The 19,948-nt window shown below is 69.7% G+C and carries 23 protein-coding genes; 10 read left to right on the forward strand and 13 right to left on the reverse strand.

Annotated elements, in window-relative coordinates:
* The first annotated feature begins 40 nt into the window (after positions 1–40).
* The gene (locus DO944_RS15380; RefSeq protein ID WP_112618019.1) at positions 41–1,222 is read left to right on the forward strand and encodes an AI-2E family transporter; all 1,182 of its coding nucleotides are present in this window, start codon (positions 41–43) and stop codon (positions 1,220–1,222) included.
* On the forward strand, positions 1,219–2,445 hold the full coding sequence (gene ilvA / locus DO944_RS15385) for a threonine ammonia-lyase (RefSeq protein WP_112618020.1): 1,227 nt from the start codon (positions 1,219–1,221) through the stop codon (positions 2,443–2,445). The genes DO944_RS15380 and ilvA overlap by 4 nt, the downstream gene beginning before the upstream one ends.
* Positions 2,446–2,470: 25 nt before the next feature.
* On the opposite strand, the gene greA is transcribed toward ilvA, so the two are convergent.
* Positions 2,471–2,962: a transcription elongation factor GreA gene (gene greA, locus DO944_RS15390; protein ID WP_112618021.1), complete on the reverse strand. Its 492-nt coding sequence runs from the start codon at positions 2,960–2,962 to the stop codon at positions 2,471–2,473.
* 84 nt (positions 2,963–3,046) lie between these two features.
* On the reverse strand, positions 3,047–3,442 hold the full coding sequence (locus DO944_RS15395; RefSeq protein WP_112618022.1) for a DUF4307 domain-containing protein: 396 nt from the start codon (positions 3,440–3,442) through the stop codon (positions 3,047–3,049).
* A gap of 80 nt (positions 3,443–3,522) precedes the next feature.
* On the opposite strand from DO944_RS15395, the gene DO944_RS15400 reads away from it, so the two are divergent.
* On the forward strand, positions 3,523–3,768 hold the full coding sequence (locus DO944_RS15400) for a hypothetical protein (protein ID WP_112618023.1): 246 nt from the start codon (positions 3,523–3,525) through the stop codon (positions 3,766–3,768).
* 34 nt (positions 3,769–3,802) lie between these two features.
* On the opposite strand, the gene DO944_RS15405 is transcribed toward DO944_RS15400, so the two are convergent.
* Positions 3,803–4,495, reverse strand: coding sequence for a hemolysin III family protein (locus tag DO944_RS15405; protein WP_112618050.1), 693 nt, complete (start codon positions 4,493–4,495; stop codon positions 3,803–3,805).
* Between the two features lie 96 nt (positions 4,496–4,591).
* On the opposite strand from DO944_RS15405, the gene DO944_RS15410 reads away from it, so the two are divergent.
* Both DO944_RS15410 and DO944_RS15415 read left to right on the forward strand, forming a co-directional pair.
* Positions 4,592–5,368, forward strand: coding sequence for an isoprenyl transferase (locus DO944_RS15410; protein ID WP_112618024.1), 777 nt, complete (start codon positions 4,592–4,594; stop codon positions 5,366–5,368).
* A 192-nt stretch (positions 5,369–5,560) separates the two neighbouring features.
* Positions 5,561–6,916 carry a PhoH family protein gene (locus DO944_RS15415; protein WP_378718814.1) on the forward strand — a complete coding sequence of 452 codons (1,356 nt, stop codon included), beginning with the start codon at positions 5,561–5,563 and terminating at the stop codon, positions 6,914–6,916.
* Positions 6,917–6,955: 39 nt separating this feature from the next.
* Here the strand turns inward: DO944_RS15415 and DO944_RS15420 are convergent, their stop codons facing one another.
* From DO944_RS15420 to xseA, 7 genes are read right to left on the reverse strand one after another with little or no spacing between them, the layout of a single operon-like run.
* Entirely contained in the window at positions 6,956–7,609 is a 654-nt protein-coding gene (locus tag DO944_RS15420; protein WP_112618025.1) for a response regulator transcription factor, read from the reverse strand.
* A complete protein-coding gene (locus DO944_RS15425; RefSeq protein ID WP_181574278.1) occupies positions 7,606–8,580 on the reverse strand; it encodes a sensor histidine kinase KdpD in 975 nt (324 codons plus the stop codon). Before DO944_RS15425 ends, DO944_RS15420 begins: the two co-directional genes overlap by 4 nt.
* Positions 8,581–8,590: 10 nt before the next feature.
* Entirely contained in the window at positions 8,591–9,985 is a 1,395-nt protein-coding gene (locus DO944_RS15430; protein ID WP_112618026.1) for an aspartate ammonia-lyase, read from the reverse strand.
* 29 nt (positions 9,986–10,014) lie between these two features.
* Positions 10,015–10,692 (reverse strand): carbonic anhydrase, encoded by a 678-nt coding sequence (locus DO944_RS15435; RefSeq protein WP_112618027.1) that lies wholly within the window; start codon positions 10,690–10,692, stop codon positions 10,015–10,017.
* On the reverse strand, positions 10,689–11,330 hold the full coding sequence (locus tag DO944_RS15440) for a DUF4245 family protein (protein WP_112618028.1): 642 nt from the start codon (positions 11,328–11,330) through the stop codon (positions 10,689–10,691). Before DO944_RS15440 ends, DO944_RS15435 begins: the two co-directional genes overlap by 4 nt.
* Positions 11,330–11,563 (reverse strand): exodeoxyribonuclease VII small subunit, encoded by a 234-nt coding sequence (locus tag DO944_RS15445; RefSeq protein WP_112618053.1) that lies wholly within the window; start codon positions 11,561–11,563, stop codon positions 11,330–11,332. The genes DO944_RS15440 and DO944_RS15445 overlap by 1 nt, the downstream gene beginning before the upstream one ends.
* Before the next feature lie 10 nt (positions 11,564–11,573).
* A complete protein-coding gene (gene xseA, locus DO944_RS15450; protein ID WP_112618029.1) occupies positions 11,574–12,884 on the reverse strand; it encodes an exodeoxyribonuclease VII large subunit in 1,311 nt (436 codons plus the stop codon).
* Between the two features lie 58 nt (positions 12,885–12,942).
* Between xseA and DO944_RS15455 the strand changes: the two genes are divergently transcribed.
* Both DO944_RS15455 and DO944_RS15460 read left to right on the forward strand, forming a co-directional pair.
* Positions 12,943–14,004, forward strand: coding sequence for a 4-hydroxy-3-methylbut-2-enyl diphosphate reductase (locus DO944_RS15455; RefSeq protein ID WP_181574279.1), 1,062 nt, complete (start codon positions 12,943–12,945; stop codon positions 14,002–14,004).
* Complete coding sequence (locus DO944_RS15460) at positions 14,001–14,582, forward strand: DUF6264 family protein (protein ID WP_112618031.1); 582 nt, start codon at positions 14,001–14,003, stop codon at positions 14,580–14,582. Before DO944_RS15455 ends, DO944_RS15460 begins: the two co-directional genes overlap by 4 nt.
* A gap of 71 nt (positions 14,583–14,653) precedes the next feature.
* Here DO944_RS15460 and fbaA read toward each other — a convergent pair whose 3' ends face one another.
* Positions 14,654–15,682 carry a class II fructose-bisphosphate aldolase gene (fbaA, locus tag DO944_RS15465; protein WP_112618032.1) on the reverse strand — a complete coding sequence of 343 codons (1,029 nt, stop codon included), beginning with the start codon at positions 15,680–15,682 and terminating at the stop codon, positions 14,654–14,656.
* A 210-nt stretch (positions 15,683–15,892) separates the two neighbouring features.
* On the opposite strand from fbaA, the gene glpX reads away from it, so the two are divergent.
* The gene (glpX, locus tag DO944_RS15470) at positions 15,893–16,882 is read left to right on the forward strand and encodes a class II fructose-bisphosphatase (RefSeq protein ID WP_036304839.1); all 990 of its coding nucleotides are present in this window, start codon (positions 15,893–15,895) and stop codon (positions 16,880–16,882) included.
* 130 nt (positions 16,883–17,012) lie between these two features.
* Positions 17,013–17,195 (forward strand): UDP-N-acetylmuramyl pentapeptide phosphotransferase, encoded by a 183-nt coding sequence (locus DO944_RS15475; protein WP_240309861.1) that lies wholly within the window; start codon positions 17,013–17,015, stop codon positions 17,193–17,195.
* A gap of 36 nt (positions 17,196–17,231) precedes the next feature.
* Here the strand turns inward: DO944_RS15475 and DO944_RS15480 are convergent, their stop codons facing one another.
* Entirely contained in the window at positions 17,232–18,479 is a 1,248-nt protein-coding gene (locus tag DO944_RS15480) for a DNA recombination protein RmuC (protein ID WP_112618034.1), read from the reverse strand.
* Between the two features lie 100 nt (positions 18,480–18,579).
* Between DO944_RS15480 and DO944_RS15485 the strand changes: the two genes are divergently transcribed.
* Positions 18,580–19,242: a DUF6226 family protein gene (locus DO944_RS15485; protein WP_112618035.1), complete on the forward strand. Its 663-nt coding sequence runs from the start codon at positions 18,580–18,582 to the stop codon at positions 19,240–19,242.
* 261 nt (positions 19,243–19,503) lie between these two features.
* On the opposite strand, the gene DO944_RS15745 is transcribed toward DO944_RS15485, so the two are convergent.
* Positions 19,504–19,948 (reverse strand): HNH endonuclease signature motif containing protein (locus tag DO944_RS15745; RefSeq protein WP_181574280.1); only part of this gene is annotated, 445 nt, incomplete at its 5' end.

Here is a 19,948-nt window from a genome sequence, read left to right on the forward strand (position 1 = left end):
GCGGTCGGACGCGCCCGCGGCGCAGTCTTAGACTGGCCGGATGAGCGACGACAAGGTCGGGCGGTCCTTCTTCGACGCCCTGCGCACCCGAACCGTTGCCACCGAGACGTCGACGGGAATTCCCCGGGGCCTGCGTTTGGCCACGGCGTACTCCTGGCGGCTGCTCGTGGTCGCTGCCGCCGCGGGAGTGGCCATCTGGATCATCATCCAGCTCAAGCTGCTCGTCATCCCGCTGCTCATCGCGATCCTGATCGCGGCACTGCTCTGGCCGGGTCTGCTCTGGATGCTGGAGCACCGTGTGCCGCGCTGGGCGGCGATCGTGGTGAGTGTGCTCGCGACCATCGCCGTCATCTCGGGCCTCCTCTGGCTCGCGATCTGGCAGATCAGCCGGCAGTGGTCTTCGGTTCAGGCGAGAACGGTCGAAGCCGTCGGCCAACTTCGTCAGTACCTCATCGACGGTCCGCTCCATCTCACTTCGACGGAGATCGACGGTCTGCTCCAGCAGGGCTGGGGCTTCCTCGAACAGCAGGCGTCACTTCTGTGGTCGGGCGCGCTCGCCATCGGCTCCACCGTGGGGCACGTCGCGACCGGAGCGCTGCTCGTGCTCTTCATCCTGCTGTGCATCCTCGCCGACGGCGGGCGCATCTGGCGTTGGGTCGTCCGGCTCTTTCCCCGTCAGGCTCGTCCGGCGGTCGACGGCGCCGGCCGGACGGGGTGGCGCACCGTCGTGACCTACGCGCGCACCCAGCTGCTCGTCGCGACGATCGACGCGACCGGTATCGGTCTGGGCGCCCTCTTCCTCGGCGTGCCGCTCGCGGCCCCCATCGCTGTGCTCGTGTTCCTCGGTGCCTTCATCCCCTTCGTGGGGGCCGTGGTCACGGGCGCCCTCGCCGTCTTCCTCGCGCTCGTCTACAACGGCCCCTGGATCGCGCTGTGGATGCTCGTCATCGTGCTCGGCGTGCAGCAGCTCGAGGGGCACATCCTGCAGCCGCTCCTCATGGGCTCGGCGGTGAAAGTCCACCCGCTCGCCGTCGTCATCGTCGTCGCCGGCGGTGCGATGATCGCCGGCATTCCCGGGGCCCTGTTCGCGGTTCCGCTGGCCGCATTCGTCAACGTCGTCGTGCTCTACGTGTCGCGACGTTCGTGGGAGACCGGGGTCGCCCCGCGGCCCGATGAGATGATCTGGAGCACCGTGCCCCGAGACCGGAGGAAGAACGCATGACCGGACCCACTCCGGCCGACCTCGACGCCGCAGCGGCCGTGCTCGACGGCGTCGTCACCCGCACGCCGATGGAGTACTCCGAGCACCTCTCGGATCTCCTGGGCGTGCCCGTGCACCTGAAGCTCGAGAACCTGCAGCGCACCGGCTCGTTCAAGATCCGCGGAGCGACCTACCGCCTCTCCCGCCTCACCGAGGAAGAACGCGCGCGCGGCGTCGTCGCGGCGTCGGCCGGCAACCACGCCCAGGGCGTCGCGCTCGCAGCGCAGAAGCTCGGCATCCGGGCGACGATCTTCATGCCGCTCGGCGTCCCCGTCCCCAAGCTCCTCGCCACCCGCGGTTACGGCGCCGATGTCGTGCTCGAGGGCGCGACGGTCGAGACGCCCCTGCGCCTGGCCGCCGAATTCGCCGAGCGCACCGGTGCCGTGCTGATCCATCCGTTCGACCACCCCGACGTCATCACGGGCCAGGGGACTCTCGGACTCGAGCTCGTCGACCAGGTGCCCGACATCGAAACACTCCTGATCCCGATCGGGGGAGGCGGTCTCATCGCCGGCGTCGCCGCCGCAGTGAAGGGCCGCGCCGCCGCCGAGGGGCGCCGCGTGCGCGTGATCGGGGTGCAGGCGGAGAACGCGGCTGCGTATCCATCGTCGCTGGCTGCAGGGATGCCGCTCGCGGTCGAGACGACCCCGACGATCGCAGACGGCATCGCGGTCGCCCGCCCGGGCGACGAGACGTTCGCGGTCATCCGCGAGCTCGTCGACGAGGTCGTCACGGTCTCGGACGACGACATCGCCCGTGCGCTTCTGGTGCTGCTCGAGCGCGCGAAGCAGGTCGTCGAGCCCGCCGGCGCAGTGGGTGTCGCAGCCATCCTCGCGGGCAAGGTGAGGGCGTCGGGCCCAACGGTCGCGGTGCTCTCGGGCGGCAACATCGACCCTCTGCTGCTGCAGCGCGTCGTCGCCCACGGCCTCGCAGCATCCGGTCGGTACATGACGCTGCAAATCCCGCTTCCCGATCGCCCCGGCCAGCTGGCTCGCGTCTCGGAGCTCCTGTCGGTCGCGGGCGCGAACGTCATCGAGGTGCTGCACACCCGCCACGGGCAGGGGCTGCAGATCAGCGAGGTGATCCTCCAGCTGAGCGTCGAGACGCGGGGCGAGGAGCACCGCGCTCAGGTCATCGCGATCCTCGAGGATGCCGGCTTCGCGCCGACGGTCGTCGCCGATTGACAGACGCCGGCGCGAAGCTCGCGGGTCACTGGCCCGAGTAGGTCTCGACCTTGACGATCTCGACGGAGATGTCGCGCCCGTTCGGCGCGGTGTACGAGGTCTTGTCGCCCTCCTTGAGGCCGAGGATGGCCTCGCCGAGCGGTGACGCCTCGCTGTAGACATCGAGCTCTGAGCCGGCCGCGATCTCCCGGCTGCCGAGGAGGAAGACCTCCTCGCCGCCGGCGACGAGCGCGGTGACGACGGTGCCCGAGAGCACGGTGCCGTCGGATTCGGGAGCCTCTCCGACGGTCGCGTCCTTGAGCAGCTGCTGCAGCGTGCGGATGCGCGCCTCCTGCTTGCCCTGCTCATCCTTCGCGGCGTGGTAGCCGCCGTTCTCCTTCAGGTCGCCCTCCTCGCGCGCGGCCTCGATGCGCTTGGCGATCTCCTCGCGGCCCGTCGTCGAGAGGTGTTCGAGCTCCGCGACGAGACGGTCGTAGGCGTCCTGCGTGAGGAAGGTGACGGGAGCGTCGTTCGACATGTGATCTCCTTGGACTGGCGCGGCGCACAGCCGCCTATGGCGAACGCCCCGGCATCCGACCGGGGCGCGCAAGAAATGCCTAGACTACGGGATCCAGCAAGAGGTCACCAAACCATTGGTCGCCAGCGCCACGGTCGGGATGGTCTCGGTGAACGCTCGTGAGACACCGTCAGCGGCCGGATACTCGACGACCCGCCACCCGACGACGCCGTGCTCGGTGTCCTGGGCCTCGAGGGCGCACGCGAGCGGCTTGTCCCGCGCGCCGCTGACCTGGAACGAGACGACCACCGAGTGCTCGTCGATCACCTGGAATCCGGTCGCGTCGGTGTCGACGGAGTCGATGGCGCCGGTCACGGTCGTCCAGGCCACGAGTCCGAGAACGCTTGCCCCCACCACCGCGGCGGCACCGATCAGAATCCGCCGGGACCGCTTCTCACGCGTCCGACCGTAGCGCTGGTCGAGCTTGAGCTGCGTGGTCATGATGACGGTCTCCGGGGTGGTTCTGACGGGATTAGGCTGGTGGTTCCAGGCTAAGCGCTTCTCGCGCAGATCGAGGAACCATGAACTCCCTCCTGTGGCTCACGTCGGCGGCGACACCGCTCCCCGAGATCACGGTTGACCCCACGTCGGTCACGCCTGGCCCGTGGGGCTTCGGAGCGATCGTGATCCTGACGATCGCCGTCGTGCTCCTCCTGCTCGACATGCTGCGACGGGTACGTCGGGGCCGATACCGTGCCGAGGTGCGCGAGCAGCTCGACGAAGAGGATGCCGCAGCTCGCGGCGAACGGGACGCCGACACGCGCTGACCTACGGGGCCGTCGGCCTCGCCCCTCCGCGACCTCAGCCCGCGTGATACGCGGGCTCGAGCGCGATGAGGAGGCACGCCGTCCAGTGGCAGAGGAATGCCAGGACCGTGCAGACGTGGAAGATCTCGTGGAAGCCGAAGTGGCCCGGCCACGGGTTCGGCTTCTTCAGCGCGTAGACCACCGCGCCGCCGCTGTAGAGCAGGCCGCCGATGATCACCAGGATCATCATGGCGGCGTTGGCCTGGAACAGCGGAACGATGTACATCACCGCGGCCCAGCCCAGCGCGAGATAGAGCGCGACATAGAGCCAGCGCGGTGCGTGTATCCAGAACACGCGGAAGAAGATGCCCGCGATTGCTCCGCCCCACACCAGCGACAGCAGCAGCACCGTCTGCTCGGTGGGAAGGGCCAGCACCGCCAGCGGCGTGTACGTTCCGGCGATCAGGAGAAGGATGTTCGCGTGGTCGATCCGCTTGAGGATCGCCTTGGTGCGCGTCTTCCAGTCGAACCGGTGGTAGAGCGCGGAGTTGCCGAACAGCAGCAGCGAGGTGGTCATGAACACGGCGCTCGCCCACTTGGCCGGCGCACCCTGTGCGAGCACGATCAGAACGATGCCTGCGGCGATCGCGACGGGGAAGGTCGCCGCGTGGATCCAGCCCCGCCACGACGGGCGCAGCTCGACCTGAGCGCTGACGGCAGCGGCGTCCAATAGGGGAAGCTGGGGCATCTCGACGCCCTCATCGGGTGCGGGTCGGGTCACAACACGAGCGTACGCTCTGGCATATGCCAGCGTTCACATGAGGGCGAGGAGTAACGTAGGGGAGTGGCTGCGAACCGCGGACGAGGACCCCTCTATCGCCTGTATGCGTCCCGGCTGCGCCGGCACCTGACGCCGGAGACCGTTCCGCATCACGTCGCGATGATGATCGACGGCAACCGTCGGTGGGCGCGCCAGGCGGGTTACCCCACGCCCGCCGAGGGCCACCGCGCCGGAGCCGCGAAGATGCACGAGTTCCTACGCTGGTGCGACGAGCTCGGCATCCGCGTCGTCTCGCTCTATCTGCTCTCGCACGACAACCTCGCCAAGCGCGACTCGCGCGAACTCGCCGACCTGCTCGAGATCATCGCCGAGCTGGCCGAGACGCTCTCGAGCGAGCCGGGGTGGCGCGTGCAGCACGTGGGCCGCGCGGGCCAGCTGCCCGAGGATCTCGCCCGCGTGCTCGCCAAGGCGGAGGACCGCACGCGCGAGAACACCGGTCTGCACGTCAACCTCGCCGTGGGTTACGGCGGGCGGGGCGAGATCGTGGATGCGGTGCGGAGCATCATCACGAGCCACCACGAGCGCGGCGGATCTATGGAGGAGCTCGCGGAGAGTCTGACGCCCGAGCAGATCGGCGAGCACCTCTACACCGGTGGCCAGGCCGACCCCGATCTCGTCATCCGCACCTCCGGCGAGCAGCGCCTCAGCGACTTCTTGCTCTGGCAATCGGCGCACAGCGAGTTCTACTTCGTCGAGGCGCTCGGACCCGACCTGCGTGAAGTGGACTTCCTGCGCGCGATTCGCGACTTCGCGACGCGCGACCGCCGCTTCGGCGGCTGACGCGCCAAGCACGGCACGCAGAGTTCACGTTGGCGAAACCTTCGCGGGCGTGTCGCGCTGGCGGGCTGCCGGTCGCCCGTCGTACTGTCATCGCAACGGGCACGGCGCCCGTTCGAGTCGGCCTTCTCACGACTCGTGACCCCTGGTCGACTCGTGTGAATCGGGTGAGACACCCGAGGCGGGGAGTGGGTTGTGGCCGCACGAGCAACAGAGCAGCAGCGTCGCGTCATCCACGGCGGAGGTGACGAGCTCGACCAGGAGCTGCGCACCTACGTGCTGGACACGTCGGTCCTGCTGAGTGATCCGCGAGCATTGTTCCGCTTCGCCGAGCACTCGGTCGTCGTCCCCGTCGTGGTCGTCACCGAGCTCGAGGGCAAGCGGCACGATCCCGAGATCGGCTATTTCGCCCGCCAGGCGCTGCGCCACCTCGACGACCTGCGGGTCGAGCACGGTCGGCTCGACTTCCCCGTTCCCGTCGGCGAGGGCGGCACCCTGCGGGTGGAGCTGACGAACACCGACCCCTCGGTGCTCCCCGCCGGGATGCGGCTGGGTGACAACGACACGCGCATCCTCGCCGTCGCGATGCACCTCGCTCAGGAGGGGCAGCCGGTCACGGTCGTCTCGAAAGACCTGCCGATGCGGGTCAAGGCGGCTTCGCTGGGCATCAGCGCGGAGGAGTACCTCGCCGAGCAGGCCGTGGACTCCGGATGGACCGGCATCGCGAACATCGACCTCTCCGGCGATGAGATGAGCGATCTCTACGAGAGCGAGGTCGCCACGAGTGACGAGGTGCGCGGCGTCCCGGTCAACACCGGGCTGGTCATCCACTCCGAGCGGGGGTCTGCCCTCGGGCGCGTGACGGGGCCGGGCTCGTTCCGCCTCGTGCGGGGCGATCGTGACGTGTTCGGACTGCACGGACGCTCGGCGGAGCAGCGGATCGCGATCGACCTCCTGCTCGACCCGGATGTCGGCATCGTCTCGCTCGGCGGTCGCGCGGGCACGGGAAAGTCCGCGCTCGCGCTGTGCGCTGCCCTCGAGTCGGTGCTCGAACGGCAGCAGCAGCGCAAGATCATCGTCTTCCGCCCGCTCTTCGCCGTCGGCGGACAGGAGCTCGGGTACCTTCCCGGCGACGCCCAGGAGAAGATGAACCCCTGGGGTCAGGCCATCTTCGACACTCTGGGCTCGGTCGTGTCGGGCAACGTGGTCGAGGAGATCATCGCGCGCGGGCTGCTCGAGGTGCTGCCGCTGACGCACATCCGCGGTCGCTCGTTGCACGATGCCTTCGTCATCGTCGACGAGGCCCAGTCGCTCGAGCGCAACGTGCTGCTGACGGTCCTCAGCCGCATCGGTCAGAACTCCCGCGTCGTCCTCACCCACGACGTCGGCCAGCGCGACAACCTGCGGGTCGGCCGGCACGACGGCATCGCCTCCGTGATCGAGACGCTCAAGGGCCACGACCTGTTCGGCCACGTGACGCTCACGCGCTCGGAGCGGTCGGCGATCGCGGCGCTCGTGACGGATCTGCTCGAGGCAGGCGAACTCAGCTGATCCCGGATGAGGTCGGCCTCCGGAACAACGGGGCCGACCTCAATCCCAGCGGTACCCCTCGCCGCGTACCGTGACGATGCGCGAGGCGCCGACCTTGCCCCGCAGGTAGCGCACGTAGACGTCGACGACGTTCGACCCCGGGTCGAAGTCGAGCTCCCAGACGCGGCTCAGCAGTGTCTCGCGGCTGAGCACCTCGCCGGCATGGCGGAGGAACTGCTCAGCGAGCGCGAACTCTCGTGCGGAGAGGTCGATGTCGCGACCGTCGACGGTCGCGCGTCGGGTCAGCATGTCGAGGCTGACGCCGTCGCGGGTGATCACGGTCGTCGGGCCCGCGCTCTCGCGCAGCCGCGAGCGTACCCGGGCGAGGAGTTCGGCGACGACGAACGGCTTGGACACGTAGTCGCTCGCCCCCGCATCCAACCCTTCGACGGTGTCGTTCGTTCCGCTCCGAGCGGTGAGCATGATGACGGGCACGGCCGATCCAGACGCGCGGAGGCGGCGCAGCACCTCGAACCCATCGATTCCCGGAAGCCCGACGTCGAGGATGACGAGGTCGACCTCCTCGCCCTCAAGCAGGTCGAGCGCCGTCTCACCGTCCTCGGCGACGAGCGGCTCCATGTCGGCGGTGCGTACCGCACGCTCCAGGAGGCCGATGATGTGGGGCTCGTCGTCGACGAGCAGGATGCGGGTCATCCGATCTCCTTGCGCTGGAGGACGACCTCGTCGGCCCGCACCGGCGCGGGGAGGCGCCGGGCCGAGCGGAGCGGGATCGTGATGGTGAAGGTAGCGCCGCCGCCCGCGGTCTCCGTGACCGTGCACGAACCGCCGTGGCCCTTCGCGATCGCATCGACGATGGCGAGGCCGAGACCCGAGCCGCCGACCGACCGCCGGCGACCGCCGCGATCGAATCTGCGGAAGATGCGATGCCGGGCCGCGGGCGGGATGCCGGGGCCGTGGTCGCGCACCCAGAGGTGGAAGGCGCCCGCGTAAATGCCGCTGCCGAGCTCGATCGCGGTTCCCACCGGGGTGTGCTTGGCGGCGTTGTCGGCCAGCTGCAGCCATGCCTGGAGCAGGCGGTCGGCGTCGCCGTGGATGATCCCGCGCTGCGTCGATTCGACGGCCCAATCGTGCCCGGGGATGACGGTGACGAGGTCGACCACGCGCTGGGTCAGGCTCTCGATGTCGACCTCGTCGAGGGCGAACCGCTCGCCCTCGACCGAGGCCAAGAGATCGATGTCACCGATGAGGCGGGTCATGCGGTCGAGTTCGCCGATCGAGATCTCGCGGACGGCGTCGACATCCGCCGGGTCATCGGCATCGACGAGTTCGAGGTGCCCCCTCACGATGGCGATCGGTGTCTTGAGCTCGTGACGCACGTCGTCGAGCAGACGTCGTTGGGCCTCGACCGCCGCGTCGAAGGCGTCCTGAGCCGCCGCCTCGCGCGGCGGGGTGGCCAGGAGCGGCCAGCCGACGAGCCATACCGTCACAAGAGTGCCGGCGCCGGCCACGGCGAAGACCAGAACAGCCGCCCAGGGGAGCTCGACTCCGAGCAGCAGGAACACCAGCAGCGAGCCGATCGCGGCGACGACGAAGCCGGCGCACACGATCGCGAGGACGATCCCCAGGATGCGTGCGCGCCGGGCTTCCGACCGCGACGGGTTCACCCTCCGATTATCAACCAGGGTGCGTCATCGAGAGCAGGTCGAGCTTCTCGTCGAGCTGCGCCTCGGTCAGCTCGCCCCGCTCGACGTATCCGAGGTCGATCACGGCCTCGCGGACCGTGATGCCCTTGGCGACGGAGTGCTTGGCGATCTTCGCCGCGGCCTCGTACCCGATGAGCTTGTTCAGCGGGGTGACGATCGACGGCGACATGCCTGCGAACGCGGCGGCGCGTTCGACGTTGGCCTGCAGACCGGCCACCGTCTTGTCGGCGAGCACGCGCACGGCGTTCGAGAGCAGGCGGATCGACTCGAGCAGCGCCGTGCCCATCACCGGGATGGCGACGTTCAGCTCGAACGAGCCGGATGCCCCGGCCCACGCGACCGTCGCGTCGTTGCCGATGACCCGGGCCGACACCATCAGCACGGCTTCGGGAACGACCGGGTTGACCTTGCCGGGCATGATGGACGAGCCGGGCTGGAGGTCGGGGATGTGGAGCTCACCGAGACCGGTGTTCGGGCCCGAACCCATCCAGCGGATGTCGTTGTTGATCTTCGTCAGCGATACCGCGATCGTGCGCAGGGCGCCGGACGCCTCGACGAGGCCGTCTCGGTTGGCCTGCGCCTCGAAGTGGTCCTTCGCCTCGGTGATCGGAAGCTCGGTCTCGGCCGCGAGCAGCTCGATGACCTTCTGCGGGAAGCCGAGGGGCGTGTTGATGCCCGTCCCGACGGCGGTGCCGCCGAGGGGGACCTCGCCGACGCGGGGCAGCACGGCCTGGACGCGCTCGATGCCGAGGCGCATCTGGCGTGCGTAGCCGCCGAACTCCTGACCGAGGGTTACGGGCGTGGCATCCATGAGGTGCGTACGACCGGACTTCACGACGTCCTTCCACTCGTCGGCCTTCGTCTCGAAGGCGACCGCCAGGTGGTCGAGGGAGGGGATGAGGTCGTCGATGAGCGCCTGGGTCACGGCGATGTGCACCGACGTCGGGAAGACGTCGTTCGACGACTGCGACGCGTTGACGTGGTCGTTCGGGTGCACCGTGCTGCCGAGCGCGCGGGTCGCGAGGGTGGCCAGCACCTCGTTCATGTTCATGTTCGACGACGTGCCGGAACCGGTCTGGTACGTGTCGACGGGGAAGTGCGCGTCGTAGCGCCCGGTGACGACCTCATCGGCTGCTCCGGCGATCGCATCGGCGACGGCGGGGTCGAGCGTGCCGAGCTCCTTGTTGGCGAGCGCGGCGGCCTTCTTGATCCGCGCGAGTGCGGCGATCTGGCTCGACTCGAGCCCCGAGCCCGAGATCGGGAAGTTCTCGACCGCGCGCTGGGTCTGCGCGGCGTAGAGGGCGTCCTTCGGGACGCGGACCTCTCCCATGGTGTCGTGCTCGATGCGGTACTCGATGTCGGTCACGTCGTTGTTCCTCTCTCGGTGGGATGTCGTCAGGATGCGGCGTCGTCGTGGACGTCGCCGAGGATGATGGAAGCCTCAGCGGCGCCTTCGCCGAGGCGGTAGTTCGCTCCGATGATGGCCAGTCGGCCCTCGGCGACGGCGGTGCTGATGAGCTCGGACGCGTGGAGCAGCTGACCGACCGTGTCGCGCAGGTGCTCCCGGCCTACGACCTCGGCGTCCACGTTCTCGGCGGTGACGCCGTGGTCGGCTCCTGCCCGCAGGACGCGGCGCACGGCGGGCACGATGGGGGAGATCTGACGCCAGATGAGCGGCGGCAGCGGGGGAGCGTCGATGCCCGTGCTGTCGATCGCGGCACGCACCGCGCCGCAGGCGTCGTGCGCGAGGACGACGATCAGCGGCACGTTCAACACGGCGACGGCGTACTCGAGGCTGCCGACGACCGAGTCGGAGATGACCTGACCGGCGTTGCGGATCACGAAGAGGTCGCCGAGGCCCTCGTCGAAGATGATCTCGGCCGCGAGGCGCGAGTCGGAGCAGCCGAAGAGCGCGGCGCGCGGAGTCTGCGAGCCGGCGATCTCGTGGCGGCGCTCGACGTCCTGCCGGGGGTGGCGCGGAGTGCCTTCGACGAATCGGATGTTTCCCGCGCGCATCTCGTCCCAGGCTTCCTGGGGCGTGGGGGATGCCGGAGCGGCCGCGGTCGACGTCATGGTGTCTCCTCCTGCAGTTCGACGATCTGGGTCGCGAGGCCGCGCGCAGCGGTGCGCACGGTCTCGGCGTCGATGGCCCCGCCGCCGTAGACGAGGATGGTGTCGGCTCCCGCCTGGGTCGTCAGGGCATACGAGATGTTCCCGGCGCGCGCGGGATCGGGGATCTCGAAGACCTCCCACGACACGCCGTCGATGGTCTCGGTCGACGTCGTGCGCGAGCCGCTGACCTGCCGCGACGCCCAGCCGGCATCGGCGTCGAACGCCTGCTGCACGTTGACGTATCCGCTGGCGGGCGCGTAGACGATCTCCCAGGTCTGGACGTCGTCGCCGGCGAGCTCCGCCTTGTTCACGCGCCACGCTTCCGGCACCTCGGGAGCCACGAGCTGGCGACCGATGCCGGAGCCGACATCCGTCGCGACCGCGGCGACGTCGATGCCGGGCTGTTCGGGGACCGAGCCGCGCGGCACGGCGAACACGATGACCGCGACGACGGCCACCGTGACGATGAGGGCGGCGAGCAGGTTCCGCACGTTCTGGCTCGAGCGGTAGACCTGCGACGACGCCGCCTTGCGGGCGGCGGTCTCGTCGGGCGTCTCGGGGCGGCCGAGCTCCGCGACGACGCGGGGCCCCTTGGACATCACGCGTCGGCCGCGCGCGTGGCGCGCGCTTCGTCGAGCCGGCGCTTGGCGCCGAGCAGCCATTCCTCGCATCGTGCGGCGAGCTGCTCGCCGCGCGTCCACAGGGCGAGCGACTGCTCGAGAGTCGGCGCACCTTGTTCGAGCTCGGCCACGACGCGCACGAGCTCGTCGCGCGCCTGTTCGAAGCTGAGGGTCTCGACGTCGGCGGAGAGCCCTTCGGCCGGCGGAGTCATGTCAGCCATTCTAGGACGGGTCCGCCGGTGCGCCCGCCGCCTCAGCGGGCGCGGCCTCGTCGTCGACGACGCCTTCGGAGCGCGCCGCGAACGCGCCGCGGCCGACGGTGACGGTGACGCGCGAGCCCGCCGGGGCCTGCGCGGCGTCTCGAATGATGACTCCCGCATCGAGATGAGCGATGGCGTAGCCACGGTCGAGTGTGGCGCCCGGCGAGAGCGCCCGGAGTGTGGCGCGGAGCCGGGCGATGTCGTGGCCCGCGGCATCCATGCGGCGCGTCACGACGTCTCGACCGCGCGCCGTGAGGACGTGCAGTTCGTGCGCGCGGGTTGTCATGAGCGACTCCGGATTGCGCAGCACCGGCCGCGATCGCAGTTGCTCGAGCTGCGCGAGATCGTGCGAGACGCGCTGCGTGAGGCGCGTACGGGCGCGGCTGCGCAGCTGCTCGACAAGCGCGCGCTGCTCCACGACGTCGGGCACGACCCGCTTGGCGGCATCCGTCGGTGTCGACGCGCGGAGGTCGGCGACGTCGTCGAGGAGCGGATGGTCGTTCTCGTGGCCGATCGCCGACACCACCGGCGTCGTCGCCGCGGCCACGGCCCGCAGCAGCCTCTCGTCGCTGAAACCGAGGAGCGTCTGCGGGTCGCCGCCGCCGCGCGCGATGACGATCACATCGACCTCCGGGTCGGCGTCGAGGGTGCGCAGAGCCGCGATCGTCTCGGGAACGCACCGATCGCCCTGCACCGCCGCGTGCACCGTGCGGAAGGCGACGTGCGGCCAGCGCAGCTCGGCGTTGCGGTGCACGTCGCGTTCCGCGTCGCTGCGCTCACCCGTGATCAGGCCGATCATGTGGGGGAGGAACGGCAGGCTCCGCTTGCGGGACGGATCGAACAGACCTTCCGCCCGCAGCTTCGCGCGTAGACGCTCGAGCTGGACGAGCTGATCGCCGAGACCTGTCGGTCGCATGGCCGACACCGTGAACGAGAAGTCGCCGGACTTCACGAAGTAGTCGCTCTTGACGCACGCGACGACGCGGTCGCCGACCTGCGGGCTCGAGCCGAGGCGCTGCAGGGTGCTCGACCAGAGGCGGAACGAGAGCGCGGCATCCGCTTCGGCGTCCTTCAGGCGGCCGAAGACATGACCGCCGCGGAGGTTCCAGGAGGTGATCTCGCCCTCGACCCACACGGCGTTCCACCGCTGCACGAAGTCGCGGATGGTCTCGTTGAGCCGCGAGATCGAGGTCGGCGTCTGCGGCGACGAATCGCGAGGATGAACGGCATCCGGCGGCGGCGTCTGATCGGGCGCGGTCTCGAACGACGGCATGGGGCTCCTCACGGCCGGTTCCGAGCGGCTGGCAGGATGCGCCTCGTAGAATCGAGGAGTGAGCACTCCCGCCGTCCGGCTGCCCGTTCCCCGCGTGCCGGGGCGTCACGGCCGTCTCCAGGATATCCCTGTGGGCGCCGCCAAGCGGGTGCTCCTGGCAGCTCCGCGAGGATACTGCGCCGGAGTAGACCGCGCCGTCGTCGCGGTCGAGAAGGCGCTGGAACGCTTCGGTGCGCCCGTCTACGTGCGCAAGCAGATCGTGCACAACATCCACGTCGTGCGCGAGCTCGAGGAGCGCGGCGCCGTCTTCGTCGACGAGGTCGACGCGGTGCCCGAGGGCGCGCATGTCGTCTTCAGCGCGCACGGGGTGTCTCCCGCGGTGCTCTCGGCGGCGTCCGATCGGGGGCTGCAGGCGATCGACGCGACCTGCCCGCTCGTGACCAAGGTGCACCGTGAGGCCGTGCGGTTCGCGCGCGACGACCGCGAGATCCTGCTGATCGGCCACGAGGGGCACGAGGAGGTCGAGGGGACCGCCGGCGAGGCGCCCGAGCACATCACGATCGTGACGTCGCCCGAACACGCAGACACCGTCGAGGTGCGCGACCCGTCGCGGGTCGTCTGGCTCTCGCAGACCACGCTCTCCGTCGACGAGACGATGGAGACCGTTCGGCGGCTGCGCGTGCGGTTCCCCGAACTGCAGGACCCGCCGTCGGACGACATCTGCTACGCGACCCAGAACCGCCAGGTCGCCATCAAGAAGATCGCCGCCGAAACGGACCTGGTGATCGTCGTGGGGTCGGCGAACTCCTCGAACAGCGTGAGGCTCGTCGAGGTCGCGCTCGAGTACGGCGCTCGCGCCGCGTACCGCGTCGACTATGCCGATGAGATCCGCCAGGAGTGGCTCGACGGCGTCCGGACGGTCGGGGTCACGAGCGGCGCTTCGGTGCCCGAGGTGCTCGTGCAGCAGGTGCTCTCCAGTCTCGCGGATGCCGGTTACGCCGACGTCGACGAGATCCGAACGGCCGAGGAAGACCTCATGTTCTCCCTGCCGAAGGAGCTGCGGACGGATGCCGCCGGCAAGCAGGACGCCCGCGCACGCGGCGGACGGGGGCGGTCATGAGCGAGCAGGAACGTCCGCGCCCGCAGTACGGCGAGTACGCCACCCCCGAGGAGCAACGCGCCCGCATCGCGGCCCTCGGCGGGGAAGCACCGCACCCCGATGTGGTCGAGACGGCTCAGGTGCCGGCCGGCTCAGCGGCACCCCGTCCCCATGAGTCCGCACGACAGCAGCTTCCCTCGCCGCGCCCGACCACGTCGGCTGCGCGCCCCACTCGGCTCGCCGACCGGATCATCACGGTCGCGCTGCTCGCGTACGGCCTGGTGACGGTGCTCGGAGCCATCCCGCAGCTGGTCGACTTCACGGGCTTCGCGCAGACGTGGATGGACATGGCTGGTATCGACGGAACGCTCGCGGACCCGGCGGGCGGACGGGCGTGGGGCATCGCCGCCGCCGTCGTCTACGGCGCGGGGTGGCTGCTGACCGCGGTGCTGTCGTGGTGGTCGCTGTCGCTGCGGCGGCTGTCGTGGTGGATCCCGCTCGTCGGCGCGATCGTGACATTCATCATCGTGAGCCTGCTGCTGGCGGTGCCGCTGCTGTCCGACCCGGCTGTGCTCGACGGGTTCTCGACCAGCCGCTGACGCGCACCCGAGAACGACAGAACGGCGCCCCGCGAACGAATCCGCGGGGCGCCGTTCCGTGTGGCCGGCGGTCAGCTCTGGGACTGGCCGAACGAGCCGAGCTGGCGGGTCGCCTCGACGACGCGAGCGGCCATCGCCGACTCGGCCTTCTTGCCCCAGGCGCGAGGGTCGTAAGCCTTCTTGTTGCCGACCTCGCCGTCGACCTTCAGGACGCCGTCGTAGTTCTGGAACATGAACCCGGCCACCGAGCGCGTGAACGCGTACTGCGTGTCGGTGTCGATGTTCATCTTCACGACACCGTTCGCGACGGCGAGGGCGATCTCCTCGTCGGTCGAGCCGCTGCCGCCGTGGAAGACGAGGTCGAGGGGCTTCTCGCCGGTGCCGAACTTCGACGCGATGCCGGCCTGGATCTCGCCGAGCAGCTCGGGCTTGAGCTTGACGTTGCCCGGCTTGTAGACGCCGTGGACGTTGCCGAAGGTGAGAGCGGCGATCCAGCGGCCCTGGTCACCGAGTCCGAGAGCCTCGACGACCTGCGAGACGTCACCGGTCGTGGTGTAGAGGGCGTCGTTCGAGCCCTCGTGCTGCACGCCGTCCTCTTCGCCGCCGACGACGCCGATCTCGACCTCGAGGATCGCGCGGATCGCCTTGATGCGGGGGAGCAGGTCCTTGGCGATCTCGATGTTCTCGGCGAGCGGCACGGCCGAGCCGTCCCACATGTGCGACTGGAAGATCGGCTGACCGCCGTCGGCGACGGCCTCCTCGGATGCCGAGATGAGCGGCAGCAGGAAGTCATCAAGGGCGGGCTTCGGGCAGTGGTCGGTGTGGAGCGCGACCGTGACGGGGTAGTTCTTGGCGACCTCGTGGGCGAACTTCGCGAAGGCGAGCGCACCGGTCGCGCGGCCCGTGACGGTGTGTCCGGCGAAGTAGTCGGCGCCACCGGTCGTGACCTGGATGATGCCGTCGGAGCCGGCCTCGGTCAGGCCCTGGAGAACTGCGTTGATGGACTGCGAGCTGGCGGCGTTGATGGCGGGGTAGGCGAAACCACCGGCCTTCGCGCGATCCAGCATCTCTGCGTACTGTTCGGGGGTGGCGATGGGCATGAGAGCTCCTCAAATCGGCGGTGTTACCGAGCCCACTTTATCGAAGGCCGCCCTCGCCGTCCGCGGGGCGGCCGGAGAAACGACGCTGCTTGTTGTCACGTGTTCGCGACGCGGCTGGATCTACGGATTCGTTAAGAATCCCGATTCCTTCGTGGGCGCGCGGCCGAAAGCGGCGGATCCTCGCGCCTGCCCGCACCTATGCTGTGGCGCATGGTGAGTTTGACCGCCGACATGAGTCCGCTGCATCCCGATCGAAACCTCGCGCTCGAGCTCGTGCGCGCGACAGAGGCGGCGGCGATCCGTTCGGTGCCGTTCATCGGCCGCGGGCAGAAGGAGCTCGCCGATGGGGCGGCCGTCGACGCCATGCGCGCGTTCCTCACGACGGTCAACTTCGACGGCGTGATCGTCATCGGCGAGGGTGAGAAGGATGCCGCACCCATGCTCTTCAACGGCGAGAAGGTCGGCACCGGTCGCGGGCCCCAGGCCGACATCGCCGTGGATCCGATCGACGGCACGACCCTCACCGCGGAGGGCCGCAACAACGCGCTCTCGGTCATCGCGGTCGCCGACCGGGGCGCGATGCTCGACGCCTCGTCGGTGTTCTACATGGACAAGCTCGTCACCGGCCCCGCGGGTGTCGGCGTCGTCGACATTCGACTGCCCATCGCCGAGAACATCCGGCGGCTCGCGAAGGCTCTCGGCAAGCCTGTCGATGAACTGGTGGTCTCGGTCCTCAACCGTCCGCGTCACGCGCAGCTGATCCAGGAGATCCGGGACGCCGGCGCGGGTACGCGGCTGATGAGCGACGGCGATGTCGCGGGTGGGATCAACGCGGCGCGGCACAACGCGCGCACCGACATGTGCGTCGGTATCGGCGGCAGCCCGGAGGGCATCGTCACGGCATGCGCGATCAAGGCCCTCGGTGGCCACATCCAGGGACGGCTCTGGGCGCGCGACGACGACGAGAAGCAGCGCGGCATCGACGCCGGGCTCAGCCTCGACGGTCACGTCTACGAGGCCGACGATCTCGTCCGCGGCAAGAACACGATCTTCGTCGCGACCGGTGTGACCAACGGCGAGCTCGTCGGGGGCGTTCGGCGCGAAGGCGACTACGTGTACACGGAGAGCGTGGTGCTGCGCGGGGCGTCGGGGACGCTGCGCCGGATCACCTCGGAGCACCTCACATCCAAGTGGCTCTGAACTCGGGCGGGTAACTATCACGACACGACTGCGTGTCAACCACTGATGCTCCCAGCAAGGCTCTGTCAGAATGGCAGCGGTATCAACGGCGATGACCACCCTTACGTCAGCACCCGGGAGAACCATGTCGATGACAGCAAACAACCCGCCGACCGGCCAGGTCGCGGTGACGATCGACCCCGCCCGACGTCCGGACGTGCTGCTGCGCCGGCGCCACCCCGAGGGACATCAGATGAGCGCGTGGTGGATGATCGGCGCCTTCCTCGCCGTCTCCGTCGCCGTCGTCGGCCTCGTCAACATGTTCCCGGCCTGACCGGACAGCTCGCGCCCCTTCCCCTGCACCGCCGCGTCACAGCCGTTCGCGAAGCTCGCCGACGTCCGCGCTGAGCAACTCGGGGGCCGTCGTCATCCGCGTCGGCGTCTCGATCGGGCTCGGCGCGCTCGTTGCTTCGAGCCGCGTCTCGTCGATGCCCGGGAACTTCCGCGCCGTCACGAGCACCCTGCTCTCGAGCGTGCCCACGAACTTGTTGTAGGACTCGACCGTCCGCTCGATCGCACGCCGCAGGTCGTTCGCGTGCGACGCGAGGCCACCGAGCCGCTGGTACAGCTCGTTACCGAGGTCGAACAGGCGCCGGGCCTCGTCGGAGACGTCTTGCTGGGTCCACGTGTATGCCACGGTCTTCAGCACCGCCCACAGGTTGACCGGTGACGCGAGTGCGACGCGCCGGCTGAAGGCGTAGTCGAGCAGCGCGGGGTCTTCGTCGAGCGCCGCCGCGAGAAGCGATTCGCTCGGGATGAAGCAGACGACGAACTCGGGACTCGAGCTCAGGCCCTGCCAGTAGGCCTTCTTCGCGAGGGCGTCCACGTGGGCGCGCACCGCCTTGACGTGCGCCGTCAGCAGCGCTTTGCGGCGGCGAGCGTCCTCGCCCTGTGCCGTCACGGGAATAGCGCTCGCCTCGAGGTACGAGTCGAGGGGCACCTTCGCGTCGACCGCGAGCGCCTTGTCGCCGGGGAGACGGACGATCAGGTCGGGGCGCCCCGCGCCGCTGTCGGACGAGATGCTGGACTGCAGCTCGAAGTCGACGTAGCGGGTGAGGCCGGCGGACTCGACGATGCGTCGCAGCTGCGTCTCGCCCCAGACGCCACGGGCCGCGCTCGAGCGCAGGGCGCCGGCGAGCGACTCCGTCGTCGAACGCAGCGCCTCGTCGGTCTCGCGTCCGAGTCGCAGCTGCTCCGCGACCGAACCGAACTGCTCGCTGCGTTCACGCTCGAGGAGCTCGACCTTGGCCTGCATCGCCTGCAGCGACTCCTGCACGGGGGCGAGCGCCCGTAGCACCGCCTGCTCGCGCCGTTCACGTTCGTCGCGCGCCGCCTGGTCGAGCCGCGCCTGGGTCCCCAGCTCTCGTTGCAGCTCGCGCTGTCGTTCCAGTTGCTCGGCGTGGGCGTCGCGCTCGGCCTCCGCGACCGCAGCGCGAGCTTCGAGACGGACCCGGTCGGCTGCTCCGTCGCGTGAGGCGCGAGCAGAGCCCGCGAACCAGCCACCGGCGGCGGCGATCGCGGCGACGACGATGAGGATGAAGACGAGAGCGGCGTCCATGTGTCCAGGATGCCGGGTGCCTCCGACATCCCCCCCGGAGGCGGGGCGTCCGGCGCGGCACTCTCCGCGCCGGGACGGCCGGTTGCGCGAGGATGTCGGTATGAACGGCTACGTGCGTCCGGCCATCGACACGCCGGTGTTCCGCGATGCCGACGGTGAGGTGATCGAGTACGGCAGGCGCTGGCCGGGCTCGCCGCCCGAAGAGACGTACTCGGTCGACACGCATCCGGAGCGCTTCGCGCCGTTGCACGCCGTCGGCGACGCTCTCGTCTCGTACCTGCTCGAGACCTTCGAGGTCGGCGTCGAGGATGGTGTGCACGTCGCCGAAGATCTGAACAGGCCCAGCTCCTTCGATGTGCTCCGTGCAGTGCGCCTGCGCCCGGCCGATCCGCGGTGTGCGCCCGTCACTTTCGTGTTCGACGCGTATCCGGGGCTTTCGGTGCACTCGGGGCTGCTGTTCGACGCTCACTACCCGCTCTGCGGTTGCGATGCGTGCGACGAGGAATGGCAGACGGTCGCAAGCGAACTCGAGCAGCACGTCTTCGCGGTCGTGACCGGCAACTTCCGCGAGGCCGTCGTGCCTGACGTCGAGCTTCCGGTGCAGCACGCGTTGACCTTCCCAGAGGGAGGCGCATCCGGCCAATCGCGTGCGGAGGGCTTTCCGCCAGAACGGCTCGCCCGAGCCCGTGAGGTGCTCGGCGACGTGCCGAACGGGTGGGTGGCATGGCCGCACGCGCGGCCGTCGCCGGGTGACGGCGCGTAGTTCCGCCCCCACGCGCGCGGCGCCGACGCGGAGCCACGAACTGACCGAGCCGGCAGTCGAACCGGCGACCAGCGCCGGCCGGACCGGCGACCCGTCAGAACGGCGGAGCCCCCGGTCGGGTTTGTCTGTGCACGCCGAACCGGCGACCCTCACTGGCGAAGCGACGACCCGCGCACGCCCGAGACCGCGAGCAAGCGCACACCGAACCTGCGGCCCGTGCAAGCTGATCCCGCGACCAGCGCCTACCGAACGGCGGACTCGTCAGAACGGCGGCGGACCCGGGTCGGGTGGCTCGGCGACGGTGAAGGCGACGAGCGGCGGTGGTGCGTCTTCGCGGTAGATCCGGCCGGTGGGTGAGGTCCATACGAGCCGGCCACCCGGGAGTTGTCGGACTCGCCATCGGGTGTGGTGTTTGACGTCGTGGTGTCTCTTGCAGAGGTTGGCGAGGTTGCACACGTGCGTCGCGCCACCGTCGGATGCGGCGACGGTGTGGTCGAGTTCGCAGCGGATGGCGGGTTGGCGGCATCCGGGGAACCGGCAGTGCCGGTCCCGTGCCCGTAGGAGTCGCACCATGGCGGCGGTGGGGCGGTAGCTGTCGCATTCGAGCACCGTCCCGGTGACGGGGTGGGTAAGCAACCGGTCCCACGAGGTGGCGTTGCCCGCGAGTTCGCGTGCGGTGTTCGCGTCGATGGGGGAGCGCCCCGCG

The organism is Microbacterium sp. SMR1, from assembly GCF_003289625.1.
Classification (GTDB): domain Bacteria; phylum Actinomycetota; class Actinomycetes; order Actinomycetales; family Microbacteriaceae; genus Microbacterium; species Microbacterium plantarum.

What these genes read in the sequence shown, in the direction of transcription:
- DO944_RS15380 (WP_112618019.1), top strand. Translation starts at nt 41, where the DNA reads ATGAGCGACGACAAGGTCGGGCGGTCCTTCTTCGACGCCCTGCGCACC.
- ilvA (WP_112618020.1), top strand. Translation starts at nt 1,219, where the DNA reads ATGACCGGACCCACTCCGGCCGACCTCGACGCCGCAGCGGCCGTGCTC.
- greA (WP_112618021.1), bottom strand. Translation starts at nt 2,962, where the DNA reads ATGTCGAACGACGCTCCCGTCACCTTCCTCACGCAGGACGCCTACGAC.
- DO944_RS15395 (WP_112618022.1), bottom strand. Translation starts at nt 3,442, where the DNA reads ATGACCACGCAGCTCAAGCTCGACCAGCGCTACGGTCGGACGCGTGAG.
- DO944_RS15400 (WP_112618023.1), top strand. Translation starts at nt 3,523, where the DNA reads ATGAACTCCCTCCTGTGGCTCACGTCGGCGGCGACACCGCTCCCCGAG.
- DO944_RS15405 (WP_112618050.1), bottom strand. Translation starts at nt 4,495, where the DNA reads ATGCCCCAGCTTCCCCTATTGGACGCCGCTGCCGTCAGCGCTCAGGTC.
- DO944_RS15420 (WP_112618025.1), bottom strand. Translation starts at nt 7,609, where the DNA reads ATGACCCGCATCCTGCTCGTCGACGACGAGCCCCACATCATCGGCCTC.
- DO944_RS15435 (WP_112618027.1), bottom strand. Translation starts at nt 10,692, where the DNA reads ATGACGTCGACCGCGGCCGCTCCGGCATCCCCCACGCCCCAGGAAGCC.
- DO944_RS15440 (WP_112618028.1), bottom strand. Translation starts at nt 11,330, where the DNA reads ATGTCCAAGGGGCCCCGCGTCGTCGCGGAGCTCGGCCGCCCCGAGACG.
- DO944_RS15445 (WP_112618053.1), bottom strand. Translation starts at nt 11,563, where the DNA reads ATGACTCCGCCGGCCGAAGGGCTCTCCGCCGACGTCGAGACCCTCAGC.
- xseA (WP_112618029.1), bottom strand. Translation starts at nt 12,884, where the DNA reads ATGCCGTCGTTCGAGACCGCGCCCGATCAGACGCCGCCGCCGGATGCC.
- DO944_RS15460 (WP_112618031.1), top strand. Translation starts at nt 14,001, where the DNA reads ATGAGCGAGCAGGAACGTCCGCGCCCGCAGTACGGCGAGTACGCCACC.
- fbaA (WP_112618032.1), bottom strand. Translation starts at nt 15,682, where the DNA reads ATGCCCATCGCCACCCCCGAACAGTACGCAGAGATGCTGGATCGCGCG.
- glpX (WP_036304839.1), top strand. Translation starts at nt 15,893, where the DNA reads ATGGTGAGTTTGACCGCCGACATGAGTCCGCTGCATCCCGATCGAAAC.
- DO944_RS15475 (WP_240309861.1), top strand. Translation starts at nt 17,013, where the DNA reads ATGACAGCAAACAACCCGCCGACCGGCCAGGTCGCGGTGACGATCGAC.
- DO944_RS15480 (WP_112618034.1), bottom strand. Translation starts at nt 18,479, where the DNA reads ATGGACGCCGCTCTCGTCTTCATCCTCATCGTCGTCGCCGCGATCGCC.
- DO944_RS15485 (WP_112618035.1), top strand. Translation starts at nt 18,580, where the DNA reads ATGAACGGCTACGTGCGTCCGGCCATCGACACGCCGGTGTTCCGCGAT.